Source organism: Enterococcus sp. DIV0294 (assembly GCF_050558155.1).
In the GTDB taxonomy this organism is placed as follows: Bacteria; Bacillota; Bacilli; order Lactobacillales; family Enterococcaceae; genus Enterococcus; species Enterococcus faecalis.
The window spans coordinates 1,157,213-1,175,339 of the sequence record NZ_CP187889.1; the positions used below are offsets into that span (position 1 = coordinate 1,157,213).

The 18,127-nt window shown below is 38.9% G+C and carries 21 protein-coding genes; 19 read left to right on the forward strand and 2 right to left on the reverse strand.

All coding sequences use genetic code 11. From position 1 onward, the window contains the following. Window positions 1-20: 20 nt before the first annotated feature. Complete coding sequence (rbfA, locus tag IGJ20_RS05755) at window positions 21-371, forward strand: 30S ribosome-binding factor RbfA (protein WP_002360497.1); 351 nt, start codon at window positions 21-23, stop codon at window positions 369-371. A gap of 372 nt (window positions 372-743) precedes the next feature. Here the strand turns inward: rbfA and IGJ20_RS05760 are convergent, their stop codons facing one another. Next, window positions 744-1,229, reverse strand: coding sequence for a toxin (locus tag IGJ20_RS05760; RefSeq protein ID WP_002382232.1), 486 nt, complete (start codon window positions 1,227-1,229; stop codon window positions 744-746). A 34-nt stretch (window positions 1,230-1,263) separates the two neighbouring features. Further along, window positions 1,264-1,746 (reverse strand): helix-turn-helix domain-containing protein, encoded by a 483-nt coding sequence (locus IGJ20_RS05765; RefSeq protein ID WP_002360496.1) that lies wholly within the window; start codon window positions 1,744-1,746, stop codon window positions 1,264-1,266. 169 nt (window positions 1,747-1,915) lie between these two features. On the opposite strand from IGJ20_RS05765, the gene IGJ20_RS05770 reads away from it, so the two are divergent. The 18 genes from IGJ20_RS05770 to IGJ20_RS05855 all read left to right on the forward strand — a co-directional run bounded on the left by IGJ20_RS05770 (window position 1,916) and on the right by IGJ20_RS05855 (window position 18,018). Beyond that, on the forward strand, window positions 1,916-2,098 hold the full coding sequence (locus tag IGJ20_RS05770; RefSeq protein ID WP_073459191.1) for a hypothetical protein: 183 nt from the start codon (window positions 1,916-1,918) through the stop codon (window positions 2,096-2,098). 45 nt (window positions 2,099-2,143) lie between these two features. Next, entirely contained in the window at window positions 2,144-2,899 is a 756-nt protein-coding gene (locus IGJ20_RS05775) for a DnaD domain protein (RefSeq protein ID WP_033599275.1), read from the forward strand. 18 nt (window positions 2,900-2,917) lie between these two features. Beyond that, window positions 2,918-3,760 (forward strand): ATP-binding protein, encoded by an 843-nt coding sequence (locus IGJ20_RS05780; RefSeq protein ID WP_033599272.1) that lies wholly within the window; start codon window positions 2,918-2,920, stop codon window positions 3,758-3,760. A 66-nt stretch (window positions 3,761-3,826) separates the two neighbouring features. Further along, window positions 3,827-4,219: a hypothetical protein gene (locus IGJ20_RS05785; RefSeq protein WP_002360492.1), complete on the forward strand. Its 393-nt coding sequence runs from the start codon at window positions 3,827-3,829 to the stop codon at window positions 4,217-4,219. Window positions 4,220-4,238: 19 nt separating this feature from the next. Further along, window positions 4,239-4,646, forward strand: a complete 408-nt coding sequence (locus IGJ20_RS05790; protein WP_002379371.1) for a RinA family phage transcriptional activator — start codon at window positions 4,239-4,241, stop codon at window positions 4,644-4,646. A 221-nt stretch (window positions 4,647-4,867) separates the two neighbouring features. Then, window positions 4,868-5,284, forward strand: a complete 417-nt coding sequence (locus IGJ20_RS05795; RefSeq protein ID WP_002382237.1) for a hypothetical protein — start codon at window positions 4,868-4,870, stop codon at window positions 5,282-5,284. Between the two features lie 12 nt (window positions 5,285-5,296). Continuing rightward, window positions 5,297-5,809, forward strand: a complete 513-nt coding sequence (locus IGJ20_RS05800) for a phage major tail protein, TP901-1 family (RefSeq protein WP_002365550.1) — start codon at window positions 5,297-5,299, stop codon at window positions 5,807-5,809. Window positions 5,810-5,841: 32 nt separating this feature from the next. Then, window positions 5,842-6,201, forward strand: a complete 360-nt coding sequence (locus tag IGJ20_RS05805; protein ID WP_202522485.1) for a tail assembly chaperone — start codon at window positions 5,842-5,844, stop codon at window positions 6,199-6,201. Between the two features lie 17 nt (window positions 6,202-6,218). Further along, window positions 6,219-6,587: a hypothetical protein gene (locus IGJ20_RS05810; RefSeq protein WP_002361692.1), complete on the forward strand. Its 369-nt coding sequence runs from the start codon at window positions 6,219-6,221 to the stop codon at window positions 6,585-6,587. Then, window positions 6,577-9,510 (forward strand): phage tail protein, encoded by a 2,934-nt coding sequence (locus IGJ20_RS05815; RefSeq protein WP_202522486.1) that lies wholly within the window; start codon window positions 6,577-6,579, stop codon window positions 9,508-9,510. Before IGJ20_RS05810 ends, IGJ20_RS05815 begins: the two co-directional genes overlap by 11 nt. A gap of 1 nt (window position 9,511) precedes the next feature. Next, window positions 9,512-10,438: a distal tail protein Dit gene (locus IGJ20_RS05820; protein WP_202522487.1), complete on the forward strand. Its 927-nt coding sequence runs from the start codon at window positions 9,512-9,514 to the stop codon at window positions 10,436-10,438. Window positions 10,439-10,450: 12 nt separating this feature from the next. Further along, a complete protein-coding gene (locus tag IGJ20_RS05825; RefSeq protein ID WP_010820782.1) occupies window positions 10,451-11,908 on the forward strand; it encodes a phage tail protein in 1,458 nt (485 codons plus the stop codon). A gap of 32 nt (window positions 11,909-11,940) precedes the next feature. Further along, window positions 11,941-13,710 carry a hypothetical protein gene (locus IGJ20_RS05830; RefSeq protein WP_202522488.1) on the forward strand — a complete coding sequence of 590 codons (1,770 nt, stop codon included), beginning with the start codon at window positions 11,941-11,943 and terminating at the stop codon, window positions 13,708-13,710. A gap of 23 nt (window positions 13,711-13,733) precedes the next feature. After that, window positions 13,734-14,129: a phage holin family protein gene (locus IGJ20_RS05835; protein ID WP_002357842.1), complete on the forward strand. Its 396-nt coding sequence runs from the start codon at window positions 13,734-13,736 to the stop codon at window positions 14,127-14,129. A 118-nt stretch (window positions 14,130-14,247) separates the two neighbouring features. Beyond that, on the forward strand, window positions 14,248-15,372 hold the full coding sequence (locus tag IGJ20_RS05840) for an SH3 domain-containing protein (RefSeq protein WP_202522489.1): 1,125 nt from the start codon (window positions 14,248-14,250) through the stop codon (window positions 15,370-15,372). Window positions 15,373-15,525: 153 nt separating this feature from the next. Further along, window positions 15,526-16,446 carry a tRNA pseudouridine(55) synthase TruB gene (gene truB / locus IGJ20_RS05845; protein WP_002360476.1) on the forward strand — a complete coding sequence of 307 codons (921 nt, stop codon included), beginning with the start codon at window positions 15,526-15,528 and terminating at the stop codon, window positions 16,444-16,446. Between the two features lie 25 nt (window positions 16,447-16,471). Then, window positions 16,472-17,422 (forward strand): riboflavin biosynthesis protein RibF, encoded by a 951-nt coding sequence (ribF, locus tag IGJ20_RS05850; protein WP_185946332.1) that lies wholly within the window; start codon window positions 16,472-16,474, stop codon window positions 17,420-17,422. Next, window positions 17,422-18,018 carry a GNAT family N-acetyltransferase gene (locus IGJ20_RS05855; protein WP_010775787.1) on the forward strand — a complete coding sequence of 199 codons (597 nt, stop codon included), beginning with the start codon at window positions 17,422-17,424 and terminating at the stop codon, window positions 18,016-18,018. The genes ribF and IGJ20_RS05855 overlap by 1 nt, the downstream gene beginning before the upstream one ends. Window positions 18,019-18,127: the final 109 nt, after the last annotated feature.

The following is an 18,127-nucleotide window of genomic DNA, read 5'->3' on the forward strand; positions in this document are numbered from 1 at the left end:
AGTAATTGGAGGAAGACACTATGGCAAATTATCGTGACCGTCGTGTAGGTCAAGAAATCATGCGTGAAGTGAATGATATCTTGAACAAACGCATCAGAGATCCACGCGTCCAAGGCATCACTATTACAGATGTTCGTGTGACCGGTGATTTACAACAAGCAACGATTTATTACAGCTTGTTATCTGATTTAGCTTCCGAACAACAAAAAGCTCAACAAGGCTTAGACAAAGCCAAAGGACTGATTCGTAAAGAATTAGGACAACGGTTAACCTTGTATAAAACACCAGAGTTGATTTTTGAAAGAGACGAATCTGTCCAATACGGAAATCACATTGATGAGTTGATTCGTAAGTTGAATCAAGGTGAATAATTAAAAAGAAAAAGCACACCAGACGAATGGTGTGCTTTTTCTTTTCATGATTTCTTGATAAAATAGTCATGGAGGTGCAAAGATGAAAAGAATTGTTGTTTTCTATAAAAATGGAGATCGTTATTTAAAAGAAATGGGTTCAGGCAAGAGTTCCCTGTACTTTTTTCTTTTCTTCTTTGTACTACATAGTATGCGGGAACATATTATTCAGTTCATCGGATTTTGGCCGTCATTTATATTCGTCCTCATACTTGTCCCAAATCTTATGCTTGGCGTCGGACATATTAACCATTGGTACCAAAACCGCTCTTGAATTTTCCAGAATACTTTTAAGCATGGAACAAAATCCTTATTGATTTTGTTCCATGCTTTTTAAGTTAACCCAGTATTTAATACCATCACAGAATAATCCCTAAATTCAAAAATCCGTCCTTTATAAAGATAAGTGGCGCCATACTTTTGTCGATAGTACGTAATCACATTTTTTAATGTTTCAACATCGATTTCCAAAAATTCAGCACAAGAATAATGGTTACTTAAGCCAGCTTCAGAGCAACGAATTAAATCGTCTAATGTAACTAATTGCTCTAAGGCCACATTGCGAGCTTTCAACTCTTGCTTCCGATTTTCTGTACAATTTTGATTTAAAATAGTGCCAACGGATGTTTGATAATGCCCGTATTCCTCGGCTAAAATGTTCTTCTTTTGACGGGTACTCAATGTTTTTTCAATATAAATTTTGCCATTTCGATACAACCCATAACAACCTGTTTGATTGTATAAATCAATTTCTAAAACCGTCACATCCTTTTGAATGGAACTGACGAGTTTTTCATAATCATTCACTTTACCATTCACCTGCCATTACTTAATAAAAAGAGTAGATGGGAAGTTAATCCTCTTTTTTGTCAGAAGAAATCGATTGTTGATATTTGGCATCAATTTCATCCAAGTAATCGTGAATTTTCTCGATTTCTTCTTTTGAAAATATCTTTTCTGGATCCCCAGCGTGGGCAGCCAGTGTCATTTCGTCACGGCGAGGGAATGAGAGAATTTCTGCTTGCGTTTGTTGTTCGTGTAATTGTTGTTCGGCAAATTGATAAACGATGGCTTGTCGTTGGGGCTCTAATTTTTTATAAATGCGGTCGATAGTTGAGGCATTTTTTTCCATGGGAACCTCTTGTCCCATCAACCAGGCCTCATTAATGTCTAATGCATCTGCAATGCGATAAACTTTGTCTTGTTTTGCTTCGTAACGACCAGCTAGCCAATCGCTGATCGAAGATTTACCGATGCCAGTTTTTTTCGCTAAATCACTAGGTTTGATGTTCTTGGCTGTTAAAGCCTCTTTTAAACGGACAGCAAAAATGTTCATATTTCCGAACCTCCTATTGCCTCAAAGTATACTATACCTGTTTTGAGAAGGCAAGTAACAATCGCAATTAAATTTAGCAGTTCATAAAACCGAACTTATGAGTTGACAGTGAAAATATTTGATGCTAAGATAGAGCCATTCGAATATTCGGTTAACTGAACTATTTTTTTTGAACATTTTGTTCGGAAAACCGTATTTTTGTAGAAAGGGTGAAGAAATGAGTCGGAATTATAAAAAAACGTTGTCGGATATGTTACTTTTAGCAATTATTTTATTAATAAGCAGTGTCTCAATAAAAATTGGGGCCATCGTGATTGGTATGATTGGCCTCATGGAATTACTAACAGAGTAACAATAATTTAGTCAAAAGGAGAGAAGCGGATTGGCAGAACGACGCATGTTTGCAAAAACGATTATTGATAGTGATGCGTTTTTAGATATGCCCTTATCAAGTCAGGCCCTGTATTTTCATTTAGCGATGCGTGCCGATGATGATGGATTTATCAATAATCCCAAAAAATTGCAGCGAATGGTCGGTTGTGGGGAAGACGATCTAAAATTGTTGATGGTTAAAAAATTTATTCTAGTATTTGAAAGTGGTGTGATCGTTATCAAACATTGGAAAATTCATAATTATATTCGCAGTGATCGTTACAAACCAACCTTGTATCAAGAAGAGAAAAATCAGATTGTTGAAAAAAATAGCAAAGCTTATACGTTTAAAGTAGAATCGTCTGTCAGTGGTCAACCAGCTGACTACCAACGGTTACCACAGGAAAGCATAGTCCAGTCTAAGTTAGGTCAGAGTCAAGGTAGTAGTTCAGAAAACGATTGTTTAAAGATGATTTATCATTTTTATGAGGAAAACGGCTTTGGTACACTGGCCTCAAAAACAAGCCAAGATTTTAAGTATTGGTTGCAAGATTTTATACAAAAAGGGGCTAGCCAAGAGGAAGCATGCCAATTAATCTTGCATGCTTTAGGAATTGCCGTCGATCGAAATAAACGGAATTACGGCTATGTAAATGCTATTTTGAAAAGTTGGGAGCAACAAAATTATTTATCCGTACATGAAGTTCTGGTAAATGATAAAAAACAAGTGTTGGAGCATGCGCCGCAAATGACAGAAGAATATCAAGAGTTAGGTTTTTAAAGAAAGGAGGAAATCAGTATGCATGCGACAGATCAAACTTTTCAAATACTATTGAGTCAATTGTTAGAAAAAGTTGAAGACCGTTGTCCTGGATGTGGCAGTGAACAATATGTTTGGCAACAAAAAAATAAAGATGGCACAGAACGTTGTGCCCCAACTTGTTGGTCGTGTGGGTATAAAATGCTAAAAAAACATGAACAAGAAGCCACTCAACAACGTTCTCAAGAGAGTTTTATGGCACGTACACAAAAATTTTTTCATCAAGGGTCCTTAATTGCTGATGATGCGCTACGGCAATGTCGCTTAACCAATTACCAAACCACTGAATTAGAAACAAGACAAGCAAAAGAACGGGCCTTAGCAGCAGTTTCAGCGATTGTTGAAGGAAAGCCAATCCACGTTATTTTTTCAGGGAAACCTGGTGTTGGTAAAAGTCATTTGGCTATCAGTATTTTAGTTGAAGTCTTAGAACGCTCTGCATATCAAAAGTATTGTTTATTTGTCAGCTACTCTGAGTTATTAGAAAAACTAAAAATGTCCATGAATGAATCGGCCAAAAGCCAAGCAAAGGCTCAAGCGTATATTACTAGAATGAAAAAAGCAGACGTTTTGGTCTTAGATGATTTAGGTGCTGAATTAGGAATTAAAAATAAAGTTAGTACGGATTTTAACAATGACATCTTAAACCGAATTTTAGAAGCTAGACAGAATAAAGCAACTATTTTTACTACTAATTTTTCTGGAAAACAACTGGTGGAGGCCTATGGAACACGCATTATTTCTCGTCTAATGAAGCACGCCAGTGGCTATGTTTTCCAATATAAAGACACAACAGACAAACGAATGAGGAGTGTGAAATAAATATGTTAACAATTATTATTGGGTTTATCTTTTGGACAATGACACTGATGTTAGGTTATCTAATTGGTGAAAGAGAAGGCCGTAAACATGAGTAATTTAACAAAACGTAAAAAAGATTTATTTGAAATGAAAAGCGTTGTATTTAAAGATATTTCAAAGCAACAAAGCGAAAAAGCACAAAAAAGAAAACGACTCTTACAACTAATGAATCAATATCCCGATTGGGCAAGTCAAAAAAATAAACTTATTATGCAGGAAATTCAAGAATTAGGACAAGCAATCGGTAATTGGTCGATGGATCAATCAAGACCCATCCAATCCATCAAGGCCGCATCGTTTACAAAAAGCGAGTATCTCTATTTAATTTGGCTCGGTTATTCAGATGAAGCGATTCGTCACGGCTTAGACATGTCGAAAGAGTGTTATTTTATTTATCGATTAACACTTTTAAATGAATAAAAGTAAAGGAGATTAACCAATGCGTACGTCAACATTTAATTATATCAAAGATATTTTAGCAGACTTTTATAAAACAGAAGAGTATATCCGTCAACGGGAAGAAGAATTACGGCACCCTTATCAAGAAGCAGATTTAAATGCTGGTATTAGAGGACAAGGACTTCACTCTGTAGTGACCGAACGAATGGCGATTACGATAGCTATGGATCGTCGTCTGTGGAACTTAGAGAGAAATCGAGACATTATCAAAAATTGTTTAGCTGAAGCGGATGAACAAACGCGCGTGATTATTGAAGAACTATATATGAAAAAACGGCCCTCTTTAACATTAATTGGACTTGCCCAGCAATTATTTATTAGTAAAAGCCAAGCCTATAAATTAAGAAATCATTTCTTTGAAGCGGTGGCGGATGAACTAGGCATGTAAACATGGAAAAAGCGTGGAATTTTTTCAGGTGTCAACATGGTAAATTAATAGTGTCGAAAGAGATAGATAAACGTGAGGCAACTAAAAAAATGAAGACACGGAATTCTATGATTTTGACTGCTTTCTTGTGTCAGCTATGAAGGAGCAGAAAATGCCGGCTACTTTCAAGATCCTTCATTTTGACTAGAAGAGAGCCAATTTGTTAACCAATCCTGAATTTTTTGAATGGAAAGGTGGCGCTAAAAATGAATGAAGCGGAACAAGAATTATATGAAGCCCTTGTTGCAATCTGCCAGACGTCAGGATTTTTGTTGCTAGAGGAACTGCCGACAGATTTACCAGATCAGCCATTTGTTTACTTAGGTGATAGTAAAGAATTACCTAAGCCAACTAAATCAGCTATTTTGGGTGAAATTGAATTAATAATGCATGTTTATGGTGCGTTATCTGAACGACAACAAATTTCTACAATTAAAGGAACGATTTTACGGCAGGCAACCAGTAACTTAAAACGAACGGCTCATTTTAATTGGGGTATCAAACATCAAGAAGTCAAAGCACAAATGGTAAAAGATACCAAACAAATGAAAAAAACAATTTGGCATGCTGTACTACCATTACACATGCAATTTTACTAGGAGGAATTATCAATGGGAGAAGTTATGCAAGGAAAAGACCGTATTTTATTAGTTCGTCGCTTGGATGAAGCAGCGACAAAGAAAGCAATGAAACCCTTATTTCAAATTGAACATGAATGGGAATTCTCACGTGAATCGAGCGGTACGCAAACAAAAGATGGCGTTGCGAATGCTGTATCTGGTTTAGAAGTTACGTTATCGTTAAGCGGTTTAGCCTCTCGAGATGATGAAAATTTATACATGAAAGACGCAGTCGAAGATGGCATCTTAATGGAATTTTGGGATGTTGATTTAAAAGGTGAAAAAAATGCGGAAGGTAAATATCCAGCAATTTATGCCCAAGGTTATGTAAATTCATGGAGTTTACCAGCCAATGTAGAAGAATTAGTAGAAATTGAAACAGAAGCCTCTATTAATGGCAAACCACAAGATGGTTTTGCAACAGTAGAAGCAGATATTATTGCAGAAGCACAATATGCGTTCCAAGATACCGTTCCAGATAAAGCACCACAACCTGGCGAATAATCAAAAAGTGTTGAATTTTAGGAGGATAAAAAATGAATTTAGAGATTAACGGAAAAACAATTGAAGTGAAATTTACGATTGGCGCGATTCGCGAATTAGATAAACGTTACCAAATTGAAAATGGCGCTGCCAAATTCGGCATGGGCATCAGTTCAGCAATGATTTATTTACGCCAATACAATCCAGTAATCTTAGTTGACATCATGGAAGCTTTACAAAGTGGGCAATTAAAAATAGGTAAGTCGGAAATTGAAGCATGGTTAATGACCCAAGATGTCAAAAAACTTTCAGATGATTTGCTTAAAGAAATGGGAAAGCAAGCTCTTACAAAACCAATGATCGATCAGTTCAGCAAAGAAGCGAAGAAAGCAGAAGCGCAAGCGACCAACTAATTAAAACGAGCGATGACGTGTATCACGACATCGCTCTTTCTGCTTTTCGCTACTTAGGCTGTCGTTCATTTGAAGAAGTGGATCGGATGACCATGTCTGAATTTGAATTACGAATGATTGCTTTTAATTTAGCAGAAGTAGATGAAGAGCGGAAAAGGCACGAGCTTGCCTACTTAAATGTTAAAGCGCAAGCGACAAACAAAAAAGGAAAACCCGTTTTTGAAAGCTTTAAAAGTTTTTATGATTATGAAAAACGAGTTGCTGAAGTTCTGGCAGCTAACCAGCCACAACGAACGAAATTAAATGAGCGGAAAAAAACGCAACTTGCCACTGTGGCAGAGCGTCTACGCCGCTATCGAGAAGGGAGGAGAGTAGATGGAGAATGACAAAGAAAAAACGCCGTTATCGGAGGCAAAGAAAAGCCTTGCAGGCGTCCAACAAGCATTAAAAAGTATGAGCGGTGAGTATGCCTTATTAAGTGGATATTTAGGGAAAATTAGTGCGGGTGTCAATCAGTCAGCCACGGTCATGAACACATTTAAAACCGTCATGCAACAATCTGGAGAAACAGTGAAAAAAACAGGAGACGAAACAGCAAAGGCAGCAGATCAAATGAACACAGCGTTAACAGATTCTGCTGAACAAGCCGGTGAAGCAGCTAAAAAAGCGGGGAAAGAAACCTCTGATGGCTTTACTAATGCACAAAATAATATGCTGAGCTTTGGGACGGCCATGACTAGTGCCGTTTCCTTACCTATGCTGAACGTTTTAAAAACAGCTATGGGCGTCGGTGCTGGGGTCAGTGGCGAATTTCAAGGAATGCAAGGACTGATTATGGCCAGTGCAGGAGGGATTTCTGATTCATTGCAAGGCGAGTTGCAAGTGGCATTGACTCAGATGAATCAATCATTTGAAGCGGCGGCACAAGTGATTCAAAGCGTGATGGCTCCAGGAATGGAAATTTTGGTTCAAGTGGTTATTACAGTCGTCAAAGGCATTACAGCTTTGGTTAATTTATTTATCAAATTACCAAAACCCGTCCAAGTTTTTATTGTTGCCATTATGGGCATTTTAGCCGCCATTGGGCCCATGTTGATTATGGTAACGATGGCTCAGCAAAAATTTCAACAGTTTAGTGCTGGTTTGGCTCTTGTACAAGGAAACATTGGGAAGTTAGGTGGTGGCTTATCAAAACTAAGTGCTAGTTTTAGTGCCTTAGGTGGAGGACCATTAATTTTAATTGTAGCAGCCGTTTTAGCAGCGGTAGCAGCGTTTATTTATTTCTATAAAACCAATGAAACATTTAGAAATAGTATCAATAGCTTAGCTAGTGCCATTCAAGGAGCTGTTTCAGCGGCGTTTGGCAAATTGGTAGGATTGCTACAACAGATCCAGCCGGCCTTTCAGCAAGTAATGGCAGTTTTTAAACAATTTTTTGCAGTAGGCTTAGAGAAAATGGCGACTATTTTTTCAACAATTGGTCGTGTGCTAGCAGGCGTTTTTGCCAGCGGCTTGCAATTAGGTAGTAACTTATTAGGGCAATTTGGTGGCACCTTTGACAAAGCTGGTTTAGCGGTTGGTCTTTTGGTAAAAGTTCTGACAAAAGTTGCACTGGCTGCATTAGGAATTTCTGGGCCGTTTGGTCTAATTATTTCCTTGATTGTTTCATTCGTGACGGCCTGGATGAAAACCGGTGATTTGAGTGCGGGTGGTATTACCCAAGTCTTTGATAATTTAGGTAACACGATTACATCTGTTACAACAATGCTTGCGGCTAATCTACCGAAAGTTATACAACTTTTTACAACCGTCTTAACCAGTATTCTCGGGAAAATAACAGAAGCTATTCCAAGCATCGTAACCGCGTTATCTAGTTTAATTACGTTAATTGTTGGTGCGATTGTTGCCAATTTGCCAGTCTTAATTGAAGCGGCAACACAAATTATTACTACGTTGATTCAGGGGATTACAACAGTCTTACCAATGTTGATAGAAGTTGGTTTGAGCTTATTAATGACTTTAGTTAATGCGATTGTCACCGCCTTGCCAACAATTACAACTGCAGCGATTAATATCATCACTACATTAGTGACAGCTTTTGTCACAGCGTTACCAATGCTAGTTACAGCAGGTGTTTCAATTATCACGGCCTTAGTCAATGCATTTGTTACGATGTTACCGTTGATTTTGACTGCTGGTTTACAAATTTTGATGGCATTAATCACTGGGGTTATGACGATTTTACCTCAGTTAATTCAATCAGCGCTGACGATTATTCTAGCGTTAGTGACTGCGTTGGTAGGTGCCTTGCCACAGATTATCAGCGCAGGTGTCAAATTGTTAATGGCGTTAATTCAAGGGATTATTTCGATTTTACCAACCTTAGTTGCGGCAGCTATTACCTTAATTTTGACATTGGTAAATGCCTTAATTGGTGCCTTGCCACAAATCATCAGCGCAGGCGTCAAATTGCTAATGGCTTTGATCCAAGGGATTATTTCAATTTTACCGCAACTGGTTACTGCAGCAATTACGCTAATTACCGCTTTAATGGGTGCGTTAATCAATGCGTTGCCACAGTTGTTAAGTGCTGGGATTCAACTGATTCAAGCCTTAATTAATGGTGTACTCAGTCTATTGGGTACCTTGCTGTCCGCAGCAGGAACATTAATCTCACAAATGATCACGAAGATTGGTTCTTATTTTGGTCAACTGTTAGCTTCGGGCGGACAGTTAGTTGAAAATATCAAAAATGGGGTTACCAATGCAGCCGATCAGGTAAAAAATGCCATTGGTTCTGTAATTGAAGGTGCTTGGCAAGCAATCCAAGGTTGGTTTTCAAAATTCACCGATGCCGGTGCGAATATTGTCGGCATGATTGCTGATGGAATTACAGGCGCAATAGGAAAAGCCAAAGAAGCAATCGATGGGGTCGTCAGTAAAATTCGTAACTTTTTACCATTTTCACCAGCAAAAGAAGGTCCCTTATCTGATTTGCATAAATTGAATTTCGGCGGCACGATTGCCACGGGGATTTATGCAGGTGAAACAGCCGTTAGTAGAGCAATGGCTTCTATTTTAGACTTACCGCTGTTAAATGATTTTGCCTTGGACTTAGCTGGTCGAGGAAACTTCACAGCAACGATTGACCATCGTTTAGAAAATGATGCATACAATCGACCATTATTTGTGACAGTAGAGTCAACGTTAGATGGGAAAGTTGTCGCAGCAACTACGGCGCCTTATTTAGCAACAGAGTTACAACGACAACAAGTGAAACAAAATAACCGCTTAGGAAGGAGAGGATAACATGTATAAATTTGTTGATACCAATCAAGCAACTCATTCAACGACTCTTCCTTCAGAAGCGTTGAATTTTAACGGTCAATTTTTAGAAAAAGTCATCCCTGGCTATCAAACATTATCAGTTTCAGGACGAGAATTAGTTCCAAGCGAAATTGAAAGCTATCAATTAGGGATTCGTGATGGTAAACGTCACGTTTATGCGCGAATTCCAGAACGAGAATTAACAGTCAAATATCGCCTTTCAGCTGTGAATAATGAAGCGTTTCGAGATGCATTTAATCATTTAAACGTTGCTTTGTTTACGGAAAAAGACGTTTCTATTTGGTTTAACGATGAACCGGAAATGCTGTGGTTTGGCAGTAAGTCTTCAGTGAGTGATGTACCCGAAGGTGTTAACCAAGTAACAGGCACCTTTACTTTATTGCTTTCTGATCCGTATAAATACACACGGAGTGATGCGACTAGTGTGATGTGGGGTTCGCCAACCATTACATTTCAAGCGAATTACTTAATGGGGAATACAGGCTCAGGTGCAGTTGATTTTCCAATTTTAATTGAAGGCGGGGCTTATTGGGGATCAACCATGATTACCTTTCAAAATCGGGCTTACACGATGGGGGATTTAGGCAAAGAAGTTCGGCCAATTGAAATTTATCCTACGGTCGAAGGATTAAAAGTCAAACCGACCATTATTTTAACAGGAACCGGACGTGGTGTTTGGATTAAAACACGGAACGATACAATTAACTTAGGAGACTTTGATTGTTCGGAAATTATCATTGATACTGAAAATTTTTATCTGACAAAAAATGGTGCACCGATGATTCGACCAATGAACGATTTTCATCTATATCCCAATGAACCGCTGTATATTCAAGCCAAAGATAGCGACTTCCGCTTGACGATTCGCTATCCTAACCGATTTGTGTAGGAGGGTGATTAAATGTTAATGGCGCTGGATTTGAAAAGAACATATACGGCAATCTTGGATAATGCCTATCAAGTCAGTTATGAAAAAATAGAGAACAAAATTGGGAGTTTAGATTTTACCATGCCACTAGATGATCCTAAAAATGAATTTATTGAAGAAATGCAATGGGTGGAACTGACCGACAATGAGAATGAATATATTGGTTTATATCGCGTGATGCCAACCACAATTAAGAAAGATGCGAACAATAATCAAATTCACTACTCTGCCACAGAAGCATTATGTACCTTAGGCGATACTGTCCTATTTGGTTGTCACGAAATTAAAAACAAAACAACGAAAGAGGCCATTCAATTTCTGTTAAATAAACAAAAAACAAAGCATTGGGTCCTAAAAAAATGTGATTTTTCAAGGAAATTAACCTATAAATGGGAGAATGAAAATGGGCTAGTCGAGCCTTTATTTAGCATCCCAGCCGATTTCGAAGAGGAATATCTTTGGCAATGGAATACAGAGGTCTATCCTTTTGAACTTTCATTAGTCAAACCGCCAACAGAACCAGTTGCGCGAATTCAAGAAGGTTACAACATGCAAGGATTTGAAATAGAACGTAATCCCAAGATGCTAATCAATCGGATTTATCCATTAGGTTCAGGCGAAGGTGTTAACAAAGTCAATATTCGCTCGGTCAATCAAGGGGTTCCGTATTTAGAGAACAAGGCCGCAATTGACCGCTATGGTTTATTAGAGTCAATTTGGGTGGAACAGCGTTTTTCTGATCCAAAGGCATTAAAGGAAAATGCTTTGCGAATGTTAGAAGAATGGACCAAACCACAAGTTTCTTGGGTAGTGACTGCAGCTGATTTAATTAAATTAACAGATCAACCTTTGGCAATCGATCGTTTGCGGTTGGGTACGGTTATCATGATTAATACGAATGAGTTTGGGAGTGTCAACCTTCGTATCAAAAAAGAAAGTAAAAAAGATGTCTTTGGTGCCCCCCAAGACATTCAGCTAGAGTTGGGAAATCTGCAAGAAACAATTCATAGTACCATGACAGCTTTCAGTCGGAAACAAGAGATTAGCGAAACTTACGCACAAGGGGCGACGACACTTTTAAATCGTTCAATACAAAGAGAACTTAGCAAGACACAGCCAGTGGAGCTGAATTTATACTTTGACGAGGACATTCTTTATGTAAACACCGCAGAATTAACGTTCAAGGCAACTGCTAAAGGACCTTCGCATTCTGTAACGAACATTGATTTGGTAGTGGATGGCAAAAAATTACCCCAACTATCATTGCAACAACAACGGCTAAACATTTTGAGTTATTTACGAAAAACAACAGATGGAAAAATCGAACGCGGCAATCACACGCTTCAATTTTTCTCTCATCAGCCACTATGGTTGGATGCTTCGGTCATCTGTCGTGTGTATATTCAATCCCAATTGGGTGGCCAATTTTAATAAAATAATGAAAACTAGAGGAGTGTGACGAAATGTCAGTAGAACATATTGAAGAATTAGATACCCTGAATCAAGGTCGCCTTAAAATCAATGCAATCTTGGATCAGTCGAATGCATCAGCTGAGAAAGTAGATGCTTACCAAGTCCAGTTAACGAATGGAATTTCTGAAGCGAAAAACATCGCAGATGAAGCTGGCAAAGAAGCCGTACAAATTGCCACTGATGCAGGCAATCAAGCAAATGAAACAGCCAACCAAGCGATGAACAATGCCAAAACAGCCATCACGATTGCAGGAAATGCAGTTTCAACGGCAAATAATAATAAACAAGAATTTGATACTTTACGAAATGATTTTGATCAATTAGTAGCAGAAGCGGGTGATAGTAATCCAGAAATTGTCCAAGCACGCACAGATACACAAGGCATCAAACAAGCTACCTTAGCGAATCGTCTTCAAATTGATTTGAATGACCGTATGACAAAAGCAGACGGTATTTCTTTATTGGCTAAGCCAACCACTGTCAAATTGAAGTTAGACTTTAACGGTAAAACGGCCGGCAATACAGCCACCAATGCAAACAGTTATTCCACTGATTTTACGGCTAAAATTCTTAAGAAGCCAACAGACGTTTGGGAGGAAGTTTCCCAAGCGGACTACAATAAAATGGCCAGCCGTGATGATGAGGGCGTGAAAACAGGTTCCACCCAAAGCGGTGTGATTCCTCAACAATTAGCGGCCTTCAATCTCGTTGAAGCCGCTAAAAAATTAATTCCACAAATGTTTGAAACAGTCACAACTGACGAGGCGGTGGCATTTATTCGCCAGAACGTTCAATTTTTTACGATTAATCAACGTGTGAAAGCCGCTGCGCCCAATAATCAAACGATTAAAATCGCTACGTATTTACCAACTACGGATAATTGGGTAACTCAAATCCAAGAATCAGCAAAAGAGTTTGGCGATTTTTCAATTCAAATCAATGATCAGAATTTTATCACAGATGAAGGTTTCATTTATTTAATGAGCTATACAGATTCATCGAATGGGGTAACGCCAGCTAGCTTAGAAGTTGATTACGTGGGGCTTCATATTGGTCTGTCTGTTGATGCCCAAGCGGTTTTAGCGAAGAGTGGTTTTGTTCAAGCAGAGCAACTCAATACCCATATGGAAAATCAAGATAACCCGCACCAAGTAACCGCTGAACAAGTGGGGCTAGGCAATGTAGAAAATTATGGCTTCGCATCAGACAGCGAAGCAGTCGCGGGAACTTTAACGAGTAAATATATGCACCCGAAAAACGTTGCGGAAGCGATTAAAGGTCAAGCTGTGACACAAACAGGTGATCAAGAGATTGCTGGGGTGAAGAATTTTGTAACTATGCCAACCGTCAATGGTTTGCCTTTGGAATCCTCTAGAATGGCCATTTATGAAGCTAGTGGAGTCGGTGAAGTCGAGGCAAAATATCAGGCGGCCTTTAATAAGGATAATATGAAATTTGTATTAATTAGGGTAGGAAATCGTGTCGATGCATTTGTAAGATGTAATTTGAGTGATCCAACGAAATTGAATAATAATTTGGTTAAAGTGTTTACTGTTCCAACAGGATATACATTATCGACGAAGATTACAAAGGGAATATGGAATTTGGCGTTAACTGCTATGCAATATACATTCCCTCAACCGAATTGTGCTGGTTTATATGAGATGGGAAATCAAGGAATTCTTTTTGGTGCTAACCGTGCTGGAAATATTTACCTACAAGGAAGTTGGTACACGGACGATCCGTTTCCGACAAAATAACAAGCTAGTTTAGGAGACTTTTTATGGAACGTTATCTCAACACAATAACAATGCTTTTAAGCATTTTCGGTGGGATTGTCGTACGTTTATTAGGTGGATTAGACCAATTGTTGGATGTCTTCCTCTTTTTAATTATTGTCGATTTCATCACAGGTTGGATTAAGGCAATCGCCACAAAAGAATTGTCCAGTCGGATTGGTATGCTCGGAATTGCGAAAAAAGTGACGATGTTATTTGTGGTTGCCGTAGCGGTTCGTGTTGAAAAAGTTGTGGGGAACAATTTGCCAATTCGAGAAATGGTTCTGATTTTTTACATTGCGAACGAAGGACTTTCTTTTTTTGAAAACATTGCGACCTTTATTCCTATGCCGAAAAAGTTAAAAGAGTTATTTATTCAGTTAAAAAATAAAGATGATTAAGTAGAAGTGGTCGGGACAAACGTAGAACTTTCGGCTGATTGCCGAAGAAATTACTTCTGTCCCGCCATTTATCTGCAGGTTTAAGCCATGAAAGGGAAGTTATTTTGACTTTCCTTTCATGGCTTTTTTTAGAAAGGAGTATGCTATGTTTAAAAAATTAATGATTCAACTTGCTTTAGTGATTGGCTTAAGTTTAACGATTCCGATGACGGCTTGCGCTTACACCATCGAAGCGGATCCAATCAACTTTACTTATTTTCCTGGCTCTGCAAGCAATGAATTAATTGTTTTACATGAATCAGGAAACGAGCGGAACCTAGGACCACACAGTTTAGACAATGAAGTGGCCTATATGAAACGAAATTGGTCAAATGCTTATGTCTCATATTTTGTCGGATCTGGTGGACGAGTGAAACAATTAGCTCCTGCTGGCCAAATTCAATATGGCGCAGGTTCTTTAGCTAATCAAAAAGCCTATGCACAAATCGAATTGGCTCGAACGAATAATGCGGCGACATTTAAAAAAGATTATGCTGCCTATGTTAATTTGGCCCGTGATTTGGCTCAGAACATTGGTGCTGATTTTTCGCTGGACGATGGAACAGGTTATGGCATAGTCACTCATGATTGGATTACAAAAAATTGGTGGGGAGATCATACAGATCCTTATGGTTATTTAGCGCGTTGGGGGATTAGTAAAGCGCAGTTGGCACAAGATTTACAAACGGGCGTTTCTGAAACAGGTGAGACTGTCATTGTTCAGCCGGGTAAACCTAATGCACCAAAATATCAAGTAGGACAAGCAATTCGTTTCACTTCAATCTATCCAACACCAGATGCTTTAATCAATGAACATCTATCAGCAGAGGCACTTTGGACACAGGTAGGAACAATTACAGCGAAATTACCCGGCCGACAAAACCTTTACCGTATTGAAAATAGCGGACATTTGTTAGGTTATGTGAACGACGGAGACATTGCTGAACTTTGGCGCCCGCAAAAGAAGAAATCATTTCTAATTGGTGTGGACGAAGGCATTGTTTTAAGAGCAGGACAACCTAGCCTGTCAGCCCCAATTTATGGTATTTGGCCTAAAAATACTCGCTTTTATTACGATACGTTTTATATTGCAGATGGGTATGTTTTTATTGGTGGAACAGATACGACAGGCGCGAGAATTTATTTGCCAATCGGACCAAACGATGGCAACGCACAGAATACATGGGGATCATTTACTAGCTAAAAAAAGCCACAAACTCTGATAAAAGCAGAGTTTGTGGCTTTTTTTGCATTTAACAGAGATTTTGCCAAAGGGAATAAGCAACGGAGACTGTGAAGCTAGGTACTTTTATGCTATAATGACAAAGTTAGTATTATCGGAACTGGAGGAACTATAATGGACGGCATTTTACCGTTATGGAAGGAACGTGGCATGACAAGTCATGACTGCGTATTTAAATTGAGAAAAATTTTACATACCAAAAAAATTGGTCATGGTGGTACGCTAGATCCAGATGTCGAAGGGGTCTTACCCATCTGCGTTGGCAAAGGAACGAAAGTGATTGAATACATGGTAGATTCTGGCAAAACCTATGAAGGTGAAATTACACTTGGATTTGCTACGACAACCGAAGATGTTAGTGGCGAAATTGTTGAAAAAAAACCAGTTACAACACCTCTGTCAACTGAACAAATTGATCAAGCAATGGCCGAAATGACAGGTGAAATCACACAAATCCCACCGATGTTTTCTGCGGTGAAAGTCAATGGTAAACGTTTATATGAATATGCGCGGAATGGGGAAGAAGTTGAACGGCCCCAACGAAAAGCTACGATTTATTCATTTGAACGCACTAGTGAACCAATTTTTAATGAATCCGCTCAAACACAAAGTTGGCGGTTTAAAGTGGTCTGTGGCAAAGGAACCTATGTGCGGACACTATCCGTGGATACTGGCAAAAAATTAGGCTATCCTGCCCATATGTCGGATTTAACGAGAACGGCAAGTGGCGGTTTGCAAGCTGCGCAATGCTTAACGTTAGAAGAAGTAGCCAAACAAATGGCTGCTGAAACAATCGATCAATGCCTGTTGCCCATTGAGACAGCAGTAGAACAATTCCCACGAATTGATTTATCAGATGAATTGTATCAAAAAGTAAAAAATGGCATGCGTTTGCACAAAAAAGAATTAGGAATAAAGGCAATGCCAGAATCCTTAGTTGCCTTATTTTACCAAAATCAAGTGGTTAGTTTATACATGCCACACCCAACGCATGATAAATTATTGAAACCAAGTAAAGTTCTACGGAACAATTAAATAAAAAAGAAGGAAGTTTTTGCACATGCAAGTTATTCAACTACATCATCCCTATGAACCCAATCAAATTCCTAATGAAGAAGTCGTGATGGTCCTAGGCTTTTTTGACGGTGTTCACAAAGGCCACCAAAAAGTAATTGAAACAGGCAAAAAGATTGCGGAGGAAAAAGGCTTGAAGTTAGCTGTGATGACCTTCAACCAACACCCATCAATCGTTTTTCAAAAAGTTTTACCAGAAAATATGAAATATTTAACTAGCTTGGAACAAAAAGAACGCCTAATGGCCAACTTGGGCGTTGATATTTTATATATTGTCGAATTTACTTCAGCGTTTGCTCAATTAAAACCGCAAGATTTTGTCGATCAGTATATCGTTAATTTAAATAGTGCAGTGGCAGTCTCTGGGTTTGATTATACGTATGGTCCTAAAGAAATCGCTGGAGTCAAACAGTTACCAACTTATGCGCAAGGCCGTTTTGAAGTGGTGACAGTACCAAAAGAAGAAATGACTGGTGCCAAAATTAGCTCAACAAGAATTCGCGAAAAAATGGAAGCTGGCGAAATGGAGGAGGTCACGGAGTTGTTAGGATATATTTATGAAACAGAAGGAACAGTTGTCCATGGCGATGCTCGTGGCCGTTTATTGGGTTTCCCGACCGCTAATGTCAAAGTGAAAAGCACCGTGCGTTTACCAAGAATTGGCGTCTATGCTGTGCAAATCGAAGTTGGTGGCAAATGGTATGTCGGCATGGGCTCAATTGGTCATAATGACACCTTTGGAGAAGGACGCGATTTAACCGTGGAAGTCTATATTTTGGACTTCCATCAAGACATCTATGGTGAGCAAGTGGTGATTCGTTGGAATCATTATTTACGTGACCAAGTGAAATTCAATGGGGCTGAAGCCTTAATCGACCAATTAAAACAAGATGAACGAGATACGGCTGACTATTTCCAACAATCTGAGGACAAATAATGAAGATTCGTCAAGAAAAACCTGCAGAGTATCAAGCTGTAGAGCGTTTAACGTATCAAGCGTTCAAGGAATTAAACTTGACCGAAAACTGGCGTCCCACAGAGCATTTTATCGTGCATTTATTAAGAGAAAGTGCCGACTTTATTCCGGAGTTGTCCTTAGTCTCAGAAACTGATCAAGGAAAATTAACGGGTCATATTATGTCTTCAAAAGCCAAATTACGATTACCTGATCATACAGAAAAGGCTGTTTTGACCGTTGGGCCGCTAAGTGTCCATCCAGAAGCACAGAACACGGGCGTAGGCTCAGCGTTAATTAAGCATTCTGTTCAGAAGGCCAAAGAATTAGGCATCGGCGGATTGATTATCCTGGGCCATCCAACTTACTATACGAAGTTCGGTTTTGTTCCAGCGACTACTTTTCAGATTACGTTACCGGAAAAAGAAACATCAGAAGCATTATTGGCTTTGGAATTACTGCCAGGTTATTTTGGCACAAGTGGTGGGGAGTGGCATTTTTCAACATGCTTTGCTTATCCAGAAACACACCTTGCAGAATTAGAAGCCTTTGAGGCAGACCTCGGAATAAATGAATAAAGAATAATAAGGCACGCCAACCACTAGTTAAGTACTGGTGGTTGTCGTGTCTTTACTACTTTTTATTACAAAGTAGTTGACAGAACCGGTACTCAGTATTATTATGTAG